Source organism: Mesobacillus boroniphilus JCM 21738 (assembly GCF_000517385.1).
Classification (GTDB): Bacteria; Bacillota; Bacilli; order Bacillales; family Cytobacillaceae; genus Mesobacillus; species Mesobacillus boroniphilus.
Genome location: NZ_BAUW01000042.1, coordinates 21,224 through 36,311 on the forward strand (window position 1 = coordinate 21,224; position 15,088 = coordinate 36,311).

A 15,088-nucleotide genomic window follows, 5' to 3' on the forward strand; every position below is an offset into this window, starting at 1 on the left:
GTGTTTTCTGTTCTAATAAATGTTAAACAAAATGAGAAAATATTTTACATTTGCTTACTCTTATATGATTATTTACACTTAAGATGTGGTATACTTTGAACAAAGTTGAACTAAATTTAACAACTTCTAATTAAAATGAACAAGTGTAAGAAATAATAAAAAAGACCGCGGTACGGGAATACCACGGTCAAGCCATGTGTCGCGATGAACGACCGGTGCACAAATAGTAAGATTCACGAAGGTAATCCACTCTTGTTTTGGCCGACGAGGTGGATTACTTTTTTGTTACAGCAATGATTTGAACGACTAAAGCAATCAACAATACTACGAACGTTGCTGTCGCTAAATCCATGATCTCACCTCCAATCGCTGGAGGATTGATCGCCCACCTCGTCACATGACTATTCTTATATTGTATCTATTTATTAAAATACCGTAAACTTTAAATCACGGAAGCGACAAGATTATTATATCTTTTGTAAAAGCAACTAAGAATAATAAGGTTTTTGTATCTATTTCGATATCCGAATGAGACTCGAGAAACGCTCCCGCCTCTCCTTTATATATGCTGGAGAGGTGCCCATATAAGACCTTTGAAGAACTTTCTGCGGCGATTGATGAGTACATATACTTTTATAATCATGAACGTTACCAAAAAAGATTAAACGGCCTTAGCCCGGTATAATACAGGGCCAAAGCCGTTTAGATAGTTTTTATTATTTCCACTGTCTACTTGACGGGGAGCAGTTCAACGTCCCTTCGCTTCTCGACACTATTCCTATGGTTTTACTTTTTCTAATTTTAAAGAAAAAAGTAGTTGACACTAAAAATAAATTTATGTTATTATTAAAAATTTGATAAAAAATAATATATATGTTAAGGTTAAGAAGGTTACCAAATATGGAGGTGGATTATTTGTTCCAAATTGACGATACGATTGTTTATCCAATGCACGGAGTAGGTATTATTAAAGCTATAGAAGAAAAGGAAATCTCAGGGGAAAAACAACAGTATTATGTCATAAAGATGTTAATCGGTAATATGCAAGTCATGATTCCTGCGGGGAAAATATTGAATTCAAATATACGACCTGTTACTGACATAATTGCATTAAAACACATCATAAACATTTTTCATCATGGAGAATCTGATAGACTACTGCCGTGGAAACAAAGGTATAAAGTGAACACGGACAAAATAAAAACAGGTAAAATACAAGAATGTAGTGAAGTTGTACGTGATTTAATGCGTATGAAGAAAGAAAAAGCACTTAATACAAGCGAAAAAAAAATGTTAGATAACGCACATAAATTTTTGATTAGTGAACTGGAATTAATTAAAGGGATTACTGAAAATCAAATAAAAAGTTTCTGTTAAGGTTTCTTTAATACATCTTCAAAGACATTCAACTTCTCCAACTCACCTTTAGAGCATTACCTCTTTTGTTTTTTCTACAATCTAATCCATTTTTATTACTTAAATTTCCTATACGAACGTTTGAAGTTTCATCAAATAACTCGATAAAATAGTCACTTGATTTTTGCAATCCTGATTCACACTGGCACGGACTAGGAGCCGTAAGGATGAAAGAGAGGTAGGGCTTTCATTGTTTTAGGTATATATTATTTAAGTCATTATTTCTAGAAGAAAAACAATCAATCTCACCTCTATCTTTAAGAATTTTTGCATCTACTAAGACAGTGAATAGTAATTGTTTAGCTTCCTTACGTAAAAGAAAAACGAATTTTTATCACCATATGGTCCGCTACAAAAATGGTTTCCAGACGAGGAAACCATTTTATATGCATAACATTAGTAAAGATTACTGGTGATGATTTTAAATCCTTTGATGTGGGACGGTGATCATGTCCCCAAAACTGCAAGAATGATTCCTCACACTTATTAACTACCGAGTGGGACGGCAGAACCATCCGTGTGTTTATCTGGATGAGACGACGAGGAATCTGATCGTTTGATCTGTATGATTGTACCAATAATGCGTTTCACTGGCCGAAAAGAACCATGATTCTCCTTGTTGCAGTTCAATCATCTTTGTCTCTATTTGCAATGTCAATGTTCCTTCTATTACATAGACAAATTCATGGCCGCTATGTGAAAAGGGTTGTCCATCGCTTTGGTTTGCTGGGAGTGTGACGAGTATTGGGTGAAAGTCTGGGTTTGGGACTTGTTGTGTCAGGTCTTTATAATGAAATGAAGGTTCACTCATCGGCTCATTGTTACTTGGAAAAAAGGTACTTGGATTGACGCCTAGAACTTCGGATATTTTTCGCAATGACTCTAATGTGACACTGGACTTTCCTCGTTCGACTTGTGATAGAAAGCTGATGGATACACCGGCTCCTTCGGCAAGTTCCTTCAAAGTCATTTTTTTCTCTTTACGGATTTCTTTCAGTCGTACACCGATCATAGAATTCCCCACCTCCTATTTACCATTTTTAACCTAGATGAAGTTTGTGTCAATTTGAACAAAGTTGACAGAATATTAACCATTATCTAAAATTTAATTGAAGTATCACTTCAATTTTAAAAGGGGAGGAAGAGAAAATGCAACAGTTAGATAAGAAAACAACTTATCGTGTATTGATTGCCAGCCTTGTTGGAAGTTCCATTGAATGGTTTGACTATTTTCTATATGGAACAATGGCCGCACTTGTATTTAATCAATTATTCTTTGTCAATGAGGATCCAACAGTAGGCTTGCTTCTAGCGTATGCATCATTTGCCCTTTCGTTTTTCATCCGGCCATTTGGAGGAATCATTTTTAGTCATATTGGAGATCGAATCGGCCGGAAAAAGACACTTGTTTTAACATTGAGCTTAATGGGTGCTGCGACATTCGCAATGGGTATTCTGCCTACATATCAAGCAATTGGTGTAGCTGCACCGATCATTTTGATTACACTTCGTCTGATCCAGGGACTTGGAATCGGCGGGGAATGGGGAGGAGCTCTCTTGCTTGCGACTGAGTATGCTCCGCCAGAACGCAGAGGATTCTTCGGATCCATTCCGCAAATGGGTGTGACGATCGGAATGGTGATGGGAACACTCGCTCTTTGGCTCATGAGCTTATTGCCAGAGCAGCAATTCATGACATGGGGCTGGCGCGTGCCGTTCATCTTCAGTGCATTGCTCGTAGTCTTTGGTTTATGGATCCGAAAAGGAATCGATGAGACACCAGAGTTCAAGGAAGTTCAGCAAAAAGGTGAAATTCCAAAGCTGCCAATCGTCGATACCCTTCGTTATTACTGGAAAGAAGTGCTGATCACGATCGGTGCGAAAGTGGTGGAGACAGCTCCATTCTATATTTTCAGTACGTTCATTGTTTCCTATGCGACAAGCACACTAGGATTCAGCCGCTCTGCCGTGTTAGGTTCTGTCATGGTTTCAACCGTTATTACGACGATCCTTATTCCGATCATGGGAAGTCTGTCAGACCGCGTTGGCCGTAAGAAAATGTATATCGCCGGTACATTGGCGATGATGGCTTTCGCTTTCCCATACTTCTGGATGATCCATCAAGGCAGTGTTCTCATGCTGGTGTTGGCGACGATTATCGGCCTGGGGATTATTTGGGCTCCGATTACGGCTGTGCTTGGAACCATGTTCTCCGAAATCTTTGATGCCAAGGTTCGCTATACTGGTGTCTCACTAGGTTATCAAATCGGTGCCGCAGTCGCTGGCGGAACAGCGCCACTCGTTGCCACAGCGCTGCTCGCATCATTCGATAATTCCTACGTCCCAGTTGCACTCTACATCATGTTTACTGCTGTGGTGTCACTCATTGCCATCTGGGCAGTGAAAAGCCGCGTTGAACCAACTGTGATCACTGGTAAAATGAGCTCGGCCAAATAATTTGGCCGAGTTTTTTCAAGAGATAAGAAAGTGTAAATTTCACTTCGAGAAATGTCCAGCTCCAGCGCCTAGCCCCTCGAGTCGCTTCGGTCCGCCCAATGAAGTCAAAGAACGACTTCACCGGTCGGCCCTCCAGCGCTTGTCGGGGCTGACCAAGGCGCTTGCGCTTTTCTGATAAAAGGAGAGATTCTATATGCTTATACTGAACGAACAACTAATCCAATCCATTTATAAAATCGAAGATGCCATTCGGGATGTCGAAAACATGTTGGTGGCCATTCATGAAGGACGTGTTCAAAATCCTCATCGGACGGTACTGAATGTCCCTGAACGCAACGGCTCGGTTCTCTATATGCCAAGCTCGGATGGAACGTCAATGGCAGCGACCAAAATTGTCTCGATTTTTCCTGATAACAGCTCAGCTGATCTTCCAACCACACAGGGAGCCATTTTACTCACAGAACTACAAACAGGAAGACATATAAGCTTACTGTCCGCTTCCTATCTGACACGATTAAGAACCGGCGCATTAAGTGCCATCTCAGCCCGCCACCTCGCCAGCCAGACAGCCAAGTCCTGACCGTCATTGGCACAGGCGGAATGGCGTTCGAGCAAGTACTGGGAATCGTGAACGTCCTGCCGATACAAGACATCTATTTAATCAACCGTTCTATAGAGAAGACATACACATTCGGTGAAAAGCTCAAAGAGGCTGGTATCACCGCTAAGATCCATACCGGAGTCGACCGGAACGAAGCCGTCGCCCAGTCTGACGTCATTTGCTGTGCAACCCGATCAACCGAAGAAGTATTTGATGCCGACTATGTAAAAGCAGGAACCCATATCATCGGTGTTGGCAGTTACTTACCCGAAATGCGTGAAATCCCGTTAGGCGCGCTTGAAAAAGCAGCATTGATTTATGCAGATGATTATGAGGGGATGAAAGCAGAAGCTGGGGAATTCATTGATGCAGTGAAACAAGGTAAATGGTCATTTGATCAGCTTTCTGGAACTCTGGATGAACTACACATGAATCAGGTTGAGCGTGGAGTTGAGGATATTACTATTTTTAAATCGGTTGGTGCGGCTCATTTTGATTTGGCTGTGGCTAAGGGGGTTTTTGGGAAGGCTAGGCAAATGAATGAGGGGGAGGAGATTACATTGTAGGAACAATTGGGGCATGGGAACGGAACCCATGTCCCGAAATTTTCAAGGCGTTTATGTATCCTAATAGTCAATCACTTGCCTGTAAAAATAAACATGCAAATATCGGCGCAAGGCTTCACTTCACTTAGTATTTTACTGATGCGAGATCGTCCCCATGTTACTTGCTCATAAATTTTGCGTTAATTTTTTCTAAAATCTAAGAACCTTTGATAAGCTTCCTCATCTTGAATAATTTTAAGATATTCGACCTCTCTTTGAGCAACTAGAACCTGGTATTCTTTTTCCTTATGAGAGTTACTAGGGATTTTTGAAGAAATTAGCCCGTTGACTAACTCTGTTAATGGTTCACCTATAGCCTTTTTAAAATTAAATCCTAATAGTTGCATAATATTAAACGTTTCTTTTGAAAGAAGGGGTTTGAATGTTTCTATGTTGCGTAAATTTTCCTCAACAGTTTCAGGATCGCCATATTCCATCATTTTTTCTAATAAAGGTAATAGGTTCTCTGTAATATATTTTATATCTTCATCTGAAATCTTTTGGGAAACTAGTTGTTCATCATAAGTTTGAGCGATAGAGATTAATTCATTCTTCTCTGCAATTAAGTTATTTATGATTTCTTCCAGATTATTAATTATTTCTTCGGGGTTGTTCTTTTTAGCTTTTGATGACTCTATTTTGTCTCTAGTTGTTTGTGTACTGCTCTGATTTAAAAACTTATTAAGGGATTCACTTGCTTTTAACAGTTCGGTGTTTTCTATCACTTAGACTTACCTCCTTTTTGATCAATTAGGATCCCCATATCTTTTCAGTGATAGGTTGGATAATACGTTATAAAGGATATTCTTAAAACCGTCACTAAAGTGAGAGTCTAGCCCTTTTAAAATACTTTTAACCTTAATGACGGCTACTTCACGTCTCGGTGTATCCTTTACTAGTTCAGCTAAAGAATCTGTTAAGATTTTTTTATCATGCTCTCCTAGTTCATCAATTATATTTGCCAATTCCTCAGCAGCTTCAAGTGCTAAATTAATCCAAGGGAATGCATCACCACAGTGAATACAGTATGATGGAGGATTTTCAAGAGCTTCATAGGAATACTCACTATACATCGCCCCTTGAATTGCAACTTTACAACTCTGACATTCTTTAATAGTTTTTGAGCCGCAAGTGTCACAATAATTCTTTGAATCCACCGGATACCTGTTAACACTATCATTCGTAATATGACCATTAAGACAAATTTGGGCAATGTCGTAAGCCAAGGCTAACCCTCCAATCTGTTATAAATATATTATAAAAGAAATTTTTAGCACTTGTAAAATATTCCACTCGTAAATTCCGCCCTTGGGTATTCACTAAACTTAAAAAGAGATATGGGGCTTTCCTTAGCCTATATGAACTGTATAAATAGAAAAAAGTAGCTTGCACTATCACTATTTTAGGGGAAACGTTCGGGTGGGTCCCCTTCAATTAATGTTTGAAGAAAAAATAAAATATACCTAAAACAATATGTTCTGATCAAAATATCCACATCTTGGCTTTTAAATCTACTAGTTACTAGTAATTGGGAATGATAAAATAGATAAATAGGTAGATCTGTAGGGGGTATAGTATGTTTGCTCTATTTGAGAGTATTTATAACTGGATTAATAATATAGGTTTAAATAGTTTTACAAATGGGTTTCTTCTATTTCAAGTTATTTTTTTCGGAACGTATTTAGCATTGCATTATTATATGGAAAAAGAAAATATCAAAGCTATGAAATATATTAGAACTGAATTAAATAATCTGGATTCATCTTTAAATATCAAAGAACTAAATAAGGAAATAAATAAGATTTTTGGAAAGTTAAAAGAGAATAATCCTTATCGAGTGCAGTGGGAGCGATATTTCAGTCGAGTGAAAAAAGAAAACTCGGTTGATGAGAAAATTCGAGTAGAACCATTTTTTGGTTATGATGTAATGCACGATACTCTTGGTAAAAGAAATATTTTAGATAATGGTAGTGGAATTCATGTTTCATTAGGGGTACTTGGAACCTTTATTGGACTGGCGATTGGACTTTCTGGTTTAAATATGGCAAACCCTGATCTATTGAGAGAGGGTGTTTCTGGCCTAATAGGTGGAATGAAGACAGCTTTCTACACATCTGTTTTAGGTGTGGTTTTATCCATTGTTTGGATTCTATTAGATAGCATGATTACTCGTAAAAGAAATGAAGATATTGAGTGGCATATCAATAAGCTTCATTATTTTCTTAATGCTGACGATGAGGAAATTTTCTTGAATCGTCTTGAGAAAATTCAACAGCAGCAAACTGAACAGATGAAAACGTTATTAACGGATGCCTTGGAAAAAGCGATGGTACCTTTTGTCCGAACTATTGAAAAAGGGAATCAAGAAATTTCACAGCAAATGAAAGAGCAACATGAAACATCCCTTGAGCATCTGCATCTTATGAAAAATCAAAGTGAGGACATGGCTAACCGAATAATGGATGGAGTAAGTGAGTCAATGAATGAATCGATTCATGAGTTCTCTCAAGTACTTCGTTTAGCTCAAGAAAATCAGGGTCGAATGAATTCATTATTAGAAAATACAGTAGAACAATTTAATCAAGCTGCCGAATCAAATTCAAACATGATCCATAAAACAGAAAACATGGTTTCCACATTTACTAATCTTTCAGAACAAATGGACGAAACACAGCGTAATTATGCATCTGCTCAAGAAAACTTATTAAATGCTGTCAATGACATAGGAAATATACAATCAATGATGGTTGAACATACAGCGACGCAAAAGGAAATGATTTCTCATCAGCAGAGCTTTATGTCTAAATCAGATGAACTGGTGAATCAGTTCGTGGCTTTTGGAGACCGCATGGCAGAAGTCCAAAATTCAATGATTGAGACTTTAGTTGAAAAAACCGACCTGGTTTCAAAACGATTCGAAGATCTATCAAACGAGCTTGTTGAAGCTTCCAATAATCAAAAAGAAGCTTCGAAAGATTCAGCTGAATTTATGGAGAGAGCAAAAGTTGCAATTGCCGAGCTTGTCCCATTGAGCGAATCTCTAACGACTACAATCAATGGTTTAAGTGAATTAGCAGAATCAATTGTGGAAATGAAGGATATGCAAGAAGAAATGATTCCGAAGCTAGACTCTTGGAATACAGCATTAGTTGAAGATATGCGTAGATTTATGACAGTAACTTCTGATCACTTAAATGGAGTTACACAGCAGACACGATACTCGAGAGAACAGTGGGAATCTGCTGCCAAGCATTTTGAATCCATCAAAGATGAACTTAATTCTACCATGATCAGCTTTAAAGATAATATGAATCAAGGTGTAAGCGAGACTTTTAAATTATTTGATGAAGAATTACGTGAGGCGGTTGTTCATTTCAAATTAATGGGTGAACAATATAGAAACTCGGTAGAACATTTAACGGAGTATGTCAATCAGATTGAAGAGAAGGTTGAGCAAGGCGTATGAGAAGAAGGCGGAAAGAAACAAATTACTGGATGAGTTACGCAGATTTAATGAGCGCGATGTTGATGGTATTTGTTTTGTTACTATCTGTGATTATTCTTGATTATAAAAGTGATATGGATGAAAAGCAGCGTCAGATAGATGCGGTAACAAATGTGAAAAATAATATAATTGCAGATTTAACTGAGGAATTTAAAGGGTCTAACATGAATATTGAAGTTGACCCTCAGACGGGAGCTATAAGATTTCCAGGGAATATCTTATATGAAGTCAATTCTTCTGAACTTTCACCAGAAGGAATCAAGTTTTTAAGAGAATTCGTGCCTAAGTACTTCGGAATCATTTTACAGGACAAATTTAGCGAGGATATATCCTCCATTATTGTTGAAGGGCATACAGATAAAGCTGGAAGTTACTTATATAATTTGGATTTATCACAAGCTCGGGCTTTTTCTGTTGTCCAAGAAATTTATGACGAAAACTTTGTGGACTTTCCTGAAAAGGATCTTTCTAAAGACTACTTAACTTCAAATGGTCGATCGTTTATGGTACCTATCAATAATCCTGACGGTACTTATAACCCTGATAAATCAAGACGAGTGGAATTCTTATTTCGTTTAAAAGAAGATGAACGAATTGAAGAGCTTCAAAAGTTGGTGAGTGAAGATTGAGATATTTTTATAAACCAATTCTTATTACTGAATGGGTTGACCAAGAAATTAAAGAGAGACGTAGGTTACCTTTCAATACAGAAAAATTCAGATCCTTAATTGCGGAACTTGAAGTTCAAACAAAAATATTGTTGGAAGAGTCCTTTAATCGTTTTAAAACTTGGCTGGATAGACTTAGTCCTGAAAAGCTGCTAGCTTTTACTTTTATCATTCCAAAAATCAAAAACCTGATGGCGGTTCAATACCTCGTTCATAAGTTAAATCTCTTTTCTAAAAAAGACATGCGTGTGTTTGACTACGCCCTTCATAGTTCATATCACAACAATGTGTTCGATGAGACCTGGGAAATTGCAAAGGAAGCTTATAGCGGGAGAAAAGAATCTATAACTTTAGGTTGGTCTAAAGATAAAATTCTGTTGTGGGATCTTCTTATGGAAGATGGAAGACCGATCAGTAAACAAATACATCAATATGCGTCCAGTTATGAATTTGATAAGCTAATAGAATTTTTAATGGTAGAAAAAGGCCATCTTTTTTACCAAGATTTATTATTTAACATGTTTGTTAATGGAACAACATCTTTATATAAAGCCTATCAAACTGAATTTATTGAGTATTTTAGAAGAGCGGATAACACCAAACGTCAAATGTTGGCGGAAGGGTTTATTCGTTCTCAATCGTGTTATGAAGTCACTGAAATTAGTGATGAGATCTTTAGTAAACTCCAAACTCATGTGAAGTCTCCGATGAAGTGGTCTGATGTAAAGCAAAAAGAAAAAGACGAGTTTCATAGCTGGTATATGTCTAAAGAACTTTTTGATTTCTTTGGTGAAAATCGAGAAGGTGGAGAACGCTTTAAATACTGGAAGAAATACTCGCGGAGAATTCAACGGCTCATACATTTACCTCATGATGCAACGATTTTCATGTACTTTAGTGATGTAGTAATCATTGAAAAAATGACTGGAGGAGCTATATATATTTATGACAGAAGCTGGTTCGATGACAAATTCGATGTAAAGGTTTCGATTTACGAACAACATTATAACCCGAATAGACCTGTACCGGGACCCTATAAAATTAATAGGAATGCTTTTATGGATACTACACTTAGTCACGATGAAGGTAGAATTAAACATTATCAAGGATGGCAAGAGGATGTTGATGAATACTTAAGAGATAAATTAGGTTGGGATGTGTAAAAGATGGTCAGGATTTTTCAACGATTCCAAACAAAAAGTTAGAGATGTCGTTTCATTCAAATGGAACGGACATCTTTTTTCGCCTTTTTTAGTCAGGGGGAAGGAACGTGATGAAATCCAAATGCCCATTCCCCCAGACGAATATGGAGCCTATTTCGGTATACAGGTTCAACAGAGTATGTCATTTATGAAGGGTTGTCCGAGACACAGTATTTTGAAGGCGGGAGATTGACTGTCCAGTCCTACTTTGATATTTTACATGATCGCGTAACAATTCAAGATGATCTAGAGCAAGAGATTTTTGCTGGAGACGAACTAGATTTAAAAGAAGATCTTTCTGCTTTAGGTCTCCCAATAGTTGAAGAGCACCTGCAGGTTTTTATTCAAATGACTGGGTTATCAGGTAAGCAGCCTGAATTCAAAGTGACAATGAAAGACACAAAAGGTGAGAATGTTGAATTCGAATGGGATATTGAAGGCCCTTTCTTAAGAAAAGAAGATGAAGTTAAATTGCTTTCAGAGGGAATATGGCAATTATATCAAGTCATTCATTCTGAAATAGAAGATCCGTATGAAAAAATTGCTCGCGTCCAGCACCTGGCAAAGAAATATCATTTTATACTAGATGACTTTCTAACAAGAGAAAAATATACCTTTGTTGAAGAAATCGAACTTGAACCCAAACTATTAGATGACGATACGCTAAAGCTTGAGATTAAAACAGATGATGCCATTGCAGATCAATTAGTCGAGCAAAATCAGTTAAATGCTAGTATCAAAAAGGGTGATACAAGGCAACGTGTAAGGTTTGCGCCTAAAGTAGTTGAGGATATAAGAAAAATCAAGCAAAAACAAGTTTTAAGAGGGGAAGAAATCGCTCAATTTGCTGAAAATCCACACGCCTTCTATGGAGGCGATACGTTCACATTTAATCTTGAAGACTTTTCTGAGCGAGTAAAGGGCTATATAGTCATTCAACGGGTGCGCTATTCAGTAGTAAATGGAAAACGTGTTTGGTTTAATACAGAGTCAGGTGAGCCGGTTGAAATGGATGAAGGTGAAATGCGTGATCAGGTTACCCGCGAACCGGATAAACTCTTTTACAAACAAAACAATACATACTTTTATTTAGACAAAAAAGCAAAGCAAGAACTAGGGTTTGTGGACCAGGAGGAAAAACAAACCAAAGAGAAGATTGCTCTGGAGATTCTAAAAAATGAAGATGAATTGGAATATAGCAAAGCTGGAACTGGTGAAAGACGGTACAAATCCTATCCAATACCAGAGGGATTAAAAGCCAATTTGTTTGACTATCAAAAAGAAGGGTTCTTTTGGATGGCTAGTCTTGCTGAAGCAGGGAGCAATGGATTATTGGCAGATGACATGGGGTTAGGAAAGACGATGCAAGTAATCACTTTCTTACTTCATAGGGAGAATCAGGATCAACTTGCACCTACCTTAATCGTATTGCCTAAAGCACTTATCAATAACTGGAAGAATGAGATTGCAAAGTTTGCTCCATCGCTATCTCCATTTGTGTATATCCATAGTGGACCATCACGCCATCGGACGAAAGCAGAGCTAGAAAAAGAGAATATCATATTAACTACATATGACACATTAAAGGGTGATCAGTTCGTTTTTGGACAAGTAGATTTTCAGAACCTAATAACGGATGAAGCTCAGAATGCAAAGAACTATGGCTCTGCTCGATCATTAGCGTTACGTGCCATGAAAGCACAGTTCAGACTCGCCATGACTGGGACTCCGGTAGAAAACTCACTCGAAGAACTTTGGGCTATCATGGACTTTGTGGAACCTGGTGCATTTTCTTCGCTGGCAGATTTCAGAAAGCAATATGTGAAAGAGGTGAATACAGAGAAGTTACGTGCATTGTTGCAGCCATATTATCTTCGAAGAACCAAAAGTGAGGTCCTTGCAGACAAGTTACCAACAAAGCACATTAAGGAGCCGTACTATCTTAGCGCCTCACGTATACAACAGCAATTAGCTGCATCCATTGTTTCTGCCAGAAGCGGTAACCAAGCAAATATGTTAACGGCCTTAATGAATTTAAGACAAGCATATGGACATCCATCAGCAGTTAATGATGATATAGAACCATTAGTAAAGCACTCTCCCAAACTTGAGAAAGTATTAGAACTACTGGGAACGATCCAGAAACAGCAGGAAAAAGTATTGATATTTACGGAGTTCCGAAAGCTACAATCTATTTTGAAAGTGGAAATCACTAGGAAATTTAAAATCCATGTTCCTATTATTGATGGGAGTACAGATAATAGGGCGGGCGTGGTAGAAGAATTTAATAAATTAGAAGGTTTCCAAGTAATGATTTTGTCTCCTAAAGCAGCAGGTGTTGGACTCACCATTACAAGTGCTAACCACGTAATTCACTTTACACGATGGTGGAATCCAGCTGTTGAAAATCAAGCGACTGACCGGGCTTATCGAATTGGCCAAGAGAGAGATGTATATGTATATCATTTAATTACACAAGATCCAGGAAACTTTCCGAATGGAACAGTAGAGGAAATCATGCATCAGATTCTGATTGATAAGTCAGAGTTGGCAGAGGATGTTATAGTGCCATTTAATACGAAGAAGATGCAGAGTGAAGTTTGGGAGAGTGTTAGGAAGTAAACGAAGGGACATGGGTGGTGACTGTACTTAGAAACAATTGAGAATATATGGGCTAGAAGGAGGAGGATTGGTATTATGCTATCCTTTTTTTTCATTGCCCTATTTGCAATTTGAAATAAGCTTTATCCTATATCTTTTTATCTTTTACCAAATGGACTCAAACAAGAATAATCGCGGCTCTTCCCTTAACTATTTTGGTACCGGAGTGAGACACGAGAACCGTTCCTTTGTCTCCAAAAATATCCTGTTCAGAGGGCACATCACTTCTTTACTAATATTAGCCCTTTTAAAGGAAAAAGCCTCTGAACGTAAACAGAGGCTCAAGGACTTAAATTTATATTAATCAACTGGTTAAAATTTATTATAATAAGGGTGTTATTTGCAAAAAAACTACCGGAGTAAACGCTATTCATATTATATTGTGGAGTGCTTACGTGGTAATGAATTCTCTGACGAACCTATAAACAAATTTAGAGAGCAAATTTTTGAGAGTAAAATAAATGAAGAAAGACTGGGGGATAGGAGGAATATTTTCTAGATAAACTGTTTTTGACATCCTTAAATTTCCGAAAGTTGACGGTATTGCCTGTCCAGAATTAGTCGATTATAATGTCCGTATATAATTCGAAACATTTCGACATTTATTCTGGAGAAAGGAAAAGACGTCCCCCATAAATGTATAACTGCGCCAACAGTTATACGGGAGACGTCCCACCAAAAAAGTATATGGTTATTGTATCAGATTATCAGCTGATTGAAAACATACTTACTGGAGTTTTTAGTTAGGGGTGCGGGGAGGATTCCTTCCCATGCTGCGGGAAAAACATGTTGGTTAGAGGTACTAAGAATCGAAAAGCCAAGGATCATACAGGACAGAGTAAAACATATAACATCAGAAGAATGCAGTGTACCAATTGTGGTACCATCCATCATGAATTACCAGATTTATTGATTCCTTATAAACGCTATGAGGCTGAATGTATCGAAGACGTTCTTACGAACCTTCCACCCACATTGTTGCGGCCGATGATTCGACTCTTTCTAGATGGCAGGTCTGGTTTCATCAATTTGTGAATTATTGGATCGGCTGTTTGAATTCCATCATGGTCAGGACCAGTCAGGGAAATATCCCCCAGGATTTCACGTCCAAATGTTCTGGGAACGCACTTCAAAAGATAGGACGATTGGTAGGAGATGCCAATGGATGGCTGACAAGAATTGTCCGGCCTATCGCAAATATTAATTTATGGATACACACCCGTTCTGCATTCATTGTCCAATAACTCCTGATTTACACTCGTGATAGACACAGAGAGGAGAGTGTATCATGAGGGAACATAAGAAATCGGAAGAATTGGCAGTGCAGCGTTTTCAGCTGATATCCCCTTTATTGGCAGAGGGGCTTGACGCTGGGAAAGTAAAGGAACTAAGAGACCAAATAGCGAAGGCCAGTGGTCTTTCAGAAAGAACCATCAGACGGTATTTGGCTCAATTTCAGGAAGATGGGTTTGTGGGACTGAAGCCGCAAGGAAGAAAAGGTGCTCGAAAGTCTGAAGCTATCCCTCCTCATGTATTGGAACAGGCAATCCTTCTGCGCAAGGAAGTGCCTAGCCGGAGCGTAGCTCAAATCATACAGATACTCGAGTGGGAAGGGTTGGCTGAACCAGGGCAGATCAAAAGGTCAACGCTCCAGGAAAAGCTCACCGAAAAAGGTTACAGCACACGGCATATGCGACTCTACTCCCAGACAGGAGTAGCTGCCAGGAGATTTCAGAAGCGACATCGTAACCAACTCTGGCAATCAGATATCAAGTATGGTCCTTACCTGCCAATTGGTCCGAATGGAATGAAGAAACAAGTATATCTTGTCGCCTTTATCGACGACGCCACTAGGTTTGTGCTTCACGCAGCTTTCTATCCTACTTTGGATTCAAGGATCATTGAAGATGCCTTTCGGCAGGCCATACAAAAGTATGGTGTTCCAGAAGCCGTTTATTTTGATAATGGAAAGC

General features: G+C 38.3%; 14 protein-coding genes and 1 pseudogene. 10 read left to right on the forward strand and 5 right to left on the reverse strand.

What is annotated here, in order from left to right; genetic code table 11:
- Nucleotides 1-274 precede the first annotated feature (274 nt).
- Nucleotides 275-397 carry a hypothetical protein gene (locus JCM21738_RS26750; protein ID WP_256360198.1) on the reverse strand — a complete coding sequence of 41 codons (123 nt, stop codon included), beginning with the start codon at nucleotides 395-397 and terminating at the stop codon, nucleotides 275-277.
- Between the two features lie 171 nt (nucleotides 398-568).
- On the opposite strand from JCM21738_RS26750, the gene JCM21738_RS23355 reads away from it, so the two are divergent.
- Both JCM21738_RS23355 and JCM21738_RS12620 read left to right on the forward strand, forming a co-directional pair.
- Nucleotides 569-685 (forward strand): IS3 family transposase, encoded by a 117-nt coding sequence (locus tag JCM21738_RS23355; protein ID WP_439645999.1) that lies wholly within the window; start codon nucleotides 569-571, stop codon nucleotides 683-685.
- A gap of 215 nt (nucleotides 686-900) precedes the next feature.
- Nucleotides 901-1,377, forward strand: a complete 477-nt coding sequence (locus JCM21738_RS12620; protein WP_023626068.1) for a CarD family transcriptional regulator — start codon at nucleotides 901-903, stop codon at nucleotides 1,375-1,377.
- A gap of 562 nt (nucleotides 1,378-1,939) precedes the next feature.
- Here the strand turns inward: JCM21738_RS12620 and JCM21738_RS12625 are convergent.
- Nucleotides 1,940-2,428, reverse strand: a complete 489-nt coding sequence (locus JCM21738_RS12625; protein ID WP_023626067.1) for a helix-turn-helix domain-containing protein — start codon at nucleotides 2,426-2,428, stop codon at nucleotides 1,940-1,942.
- 137 nt (nucleotides 2,429-2,565) lie between these two features.
- Here JCM21738_RS12625 and JCM21738_RS12630 point away from each other — a divergent pair, with 137 nt between their 5' ends.
- Nucleotides 2,566-3,873 carry an MFS transporter gene (locus JCM21738_RS12630; protein ID WP_023626066.1) on the forward strand — a complete coding sequence of 436 codons (1,308 nt, stop codon included), beginning with the start codon at nucleotides 2,566-2,568 and terminating at the stop codon, nucleotides 3,871-3,873.
- On the opposite strand, the gene JCM21738_RS24400 is transcribed toward JCM21738_RS12630, so the two are convergent.
- Nucleotides 3,845-3,994 carry a hypothetical protein gene (locus JCM21738_RS24400; RefSeq protein ID WP_156315520.1) on the reverse strand — a complete coding sequence of 50 codons (150 nt, stop codon included), beginning with the start codon at nucleotides 3,992-3,994 and terminating at the stop codon, nucleotides 3,845-3,847. The genes JCM21738_RS12630 and JCM21738_RS24400 overlap by 29 nt on opposite strands.
- 144 nt (nucleotides 3,995-4,138) lie before the next feature.
- Here JCM21738_RS24400 and JCM21738_RS12635 point away from each other — a divergent pair.
- Nucleotides 4,139-5,040 (forward strand): annotated as a pseudogene (locus tag JCM21738_RS12635) (ornithine cyclodeaminase family protein).
- 179 nt (nucleotides 5,041-5,219) lie between these two features.
- Here JCM21738_RS12635 and JCM21738_RS12640 read toward each other — a convergent pair.
- Together JCM21738_RS12640 and JCM21738_RS12645 are read right to left on the reverse strand one after the other, a co-directional pair.
- Complete coding sequence (locus tag JCM21738_RS12640) at nucleotides 5,220-5,804, reverse strand: hypothetical protein (protein WP_023626064.1); 585 nt, start codon at nucleotides 5,802-5,804, stop codon at nucleotides 5,220-5,222.
- 21 nt (nucleotides 5,805-5,825) lie between these two features.
- A complete protein-coding gene (locus tag JCM21738_RS12645) occupies nucleotides 5,826-6,305 on the reverse strand; it encodes a DUF2321 domain-containing protein (protein WP_035209459.1) in 480 nt (159 codons plus the stop codon).
- A gap of 350 nt (nucleotides 6,306-6,655) precedes the next feature.
- On the opposite strand from JCM21738_RS12645, the gene JCM21738_RS12650 reads away from it, so the two are divergent.
- The 6 genes from JCM21738_RS12650 to JCM21738_RS12675 form a co-directional block, all read left to right on the forward strand.
- A complete protein-coding gene (locus tag JCM21738_RS12650; RefSeq protein WP_023626062.1) occupies nucleotides 6,656-8,545 on the forward strand; it encodes a MotA/TolQ/ExbB proton channel family protein in 1,890 nt (629 codons plus the stop codon).
- Nucleotides 8,542-9,213, forward strand: a complete 672-nt coding sequence (locus JCM21738_RS12655; protein ID WP_023626061.1) for an OmpA/MotB family protein — start codon at nucleotides 8,542-8,544, stop codon at nucleotides 9,211-9,213. Before JCM21738_RS12650 ends, JCM21738_RS12655 begins: the two co-directional genes overlap by 4 nt.
- Complete coding sequence (locus tag JCM21738_RS12660; RefSeq protein WP_023626060.1) at nucleotides 9,210-10,415, forward strand: hypothetical protein; 1,206 nt, start codon at nucleotides 9,210-9,212, stop codon at nucleotides 10,413-10,415. Before JCM21738_RS12655 ends, JCM21738_RS12660 begins: the two co-directional genes overlap by 4 nt.
- Nucleotides 10,416-10,643: 228 nt before the next feature.
- Nucleotides 10,644-13,076: a DEAD/DEAH box helicase gene (locus tag JCM21738_RS12665; RefSeq protein ID WP_052019694.1), complete on the forward strand. Its 2,433-nt coding sequence runs from the start codon at nucleotides 10,644-10,646 to the stop codon at nucleotides 13,074-13,076.
- A gap of 825 nt (nucleotides 13,077-13,901) precedes the next feature.
- A complete protein-coding gene (locus JCM21738_RS25915; protein ID WP_243463014.1) occupies nucleotides 13,902-14,150 on the forward strand; it encodes a DUF6431 domain-containing protein in 249 nt (82 codons plus the stop codon).
- Nucleotides 14,151-14,403: 253 nt separating this feature from the next.
- A partial coding sequence (locus tag JCM21738_RS12675; RefSeq protein WP_023626056.1) for a helix-turn-helix domain-containing protein occupies nucleotides 14,404-15,088 on the forward strand: 685 nt, incomplete at its 3' end.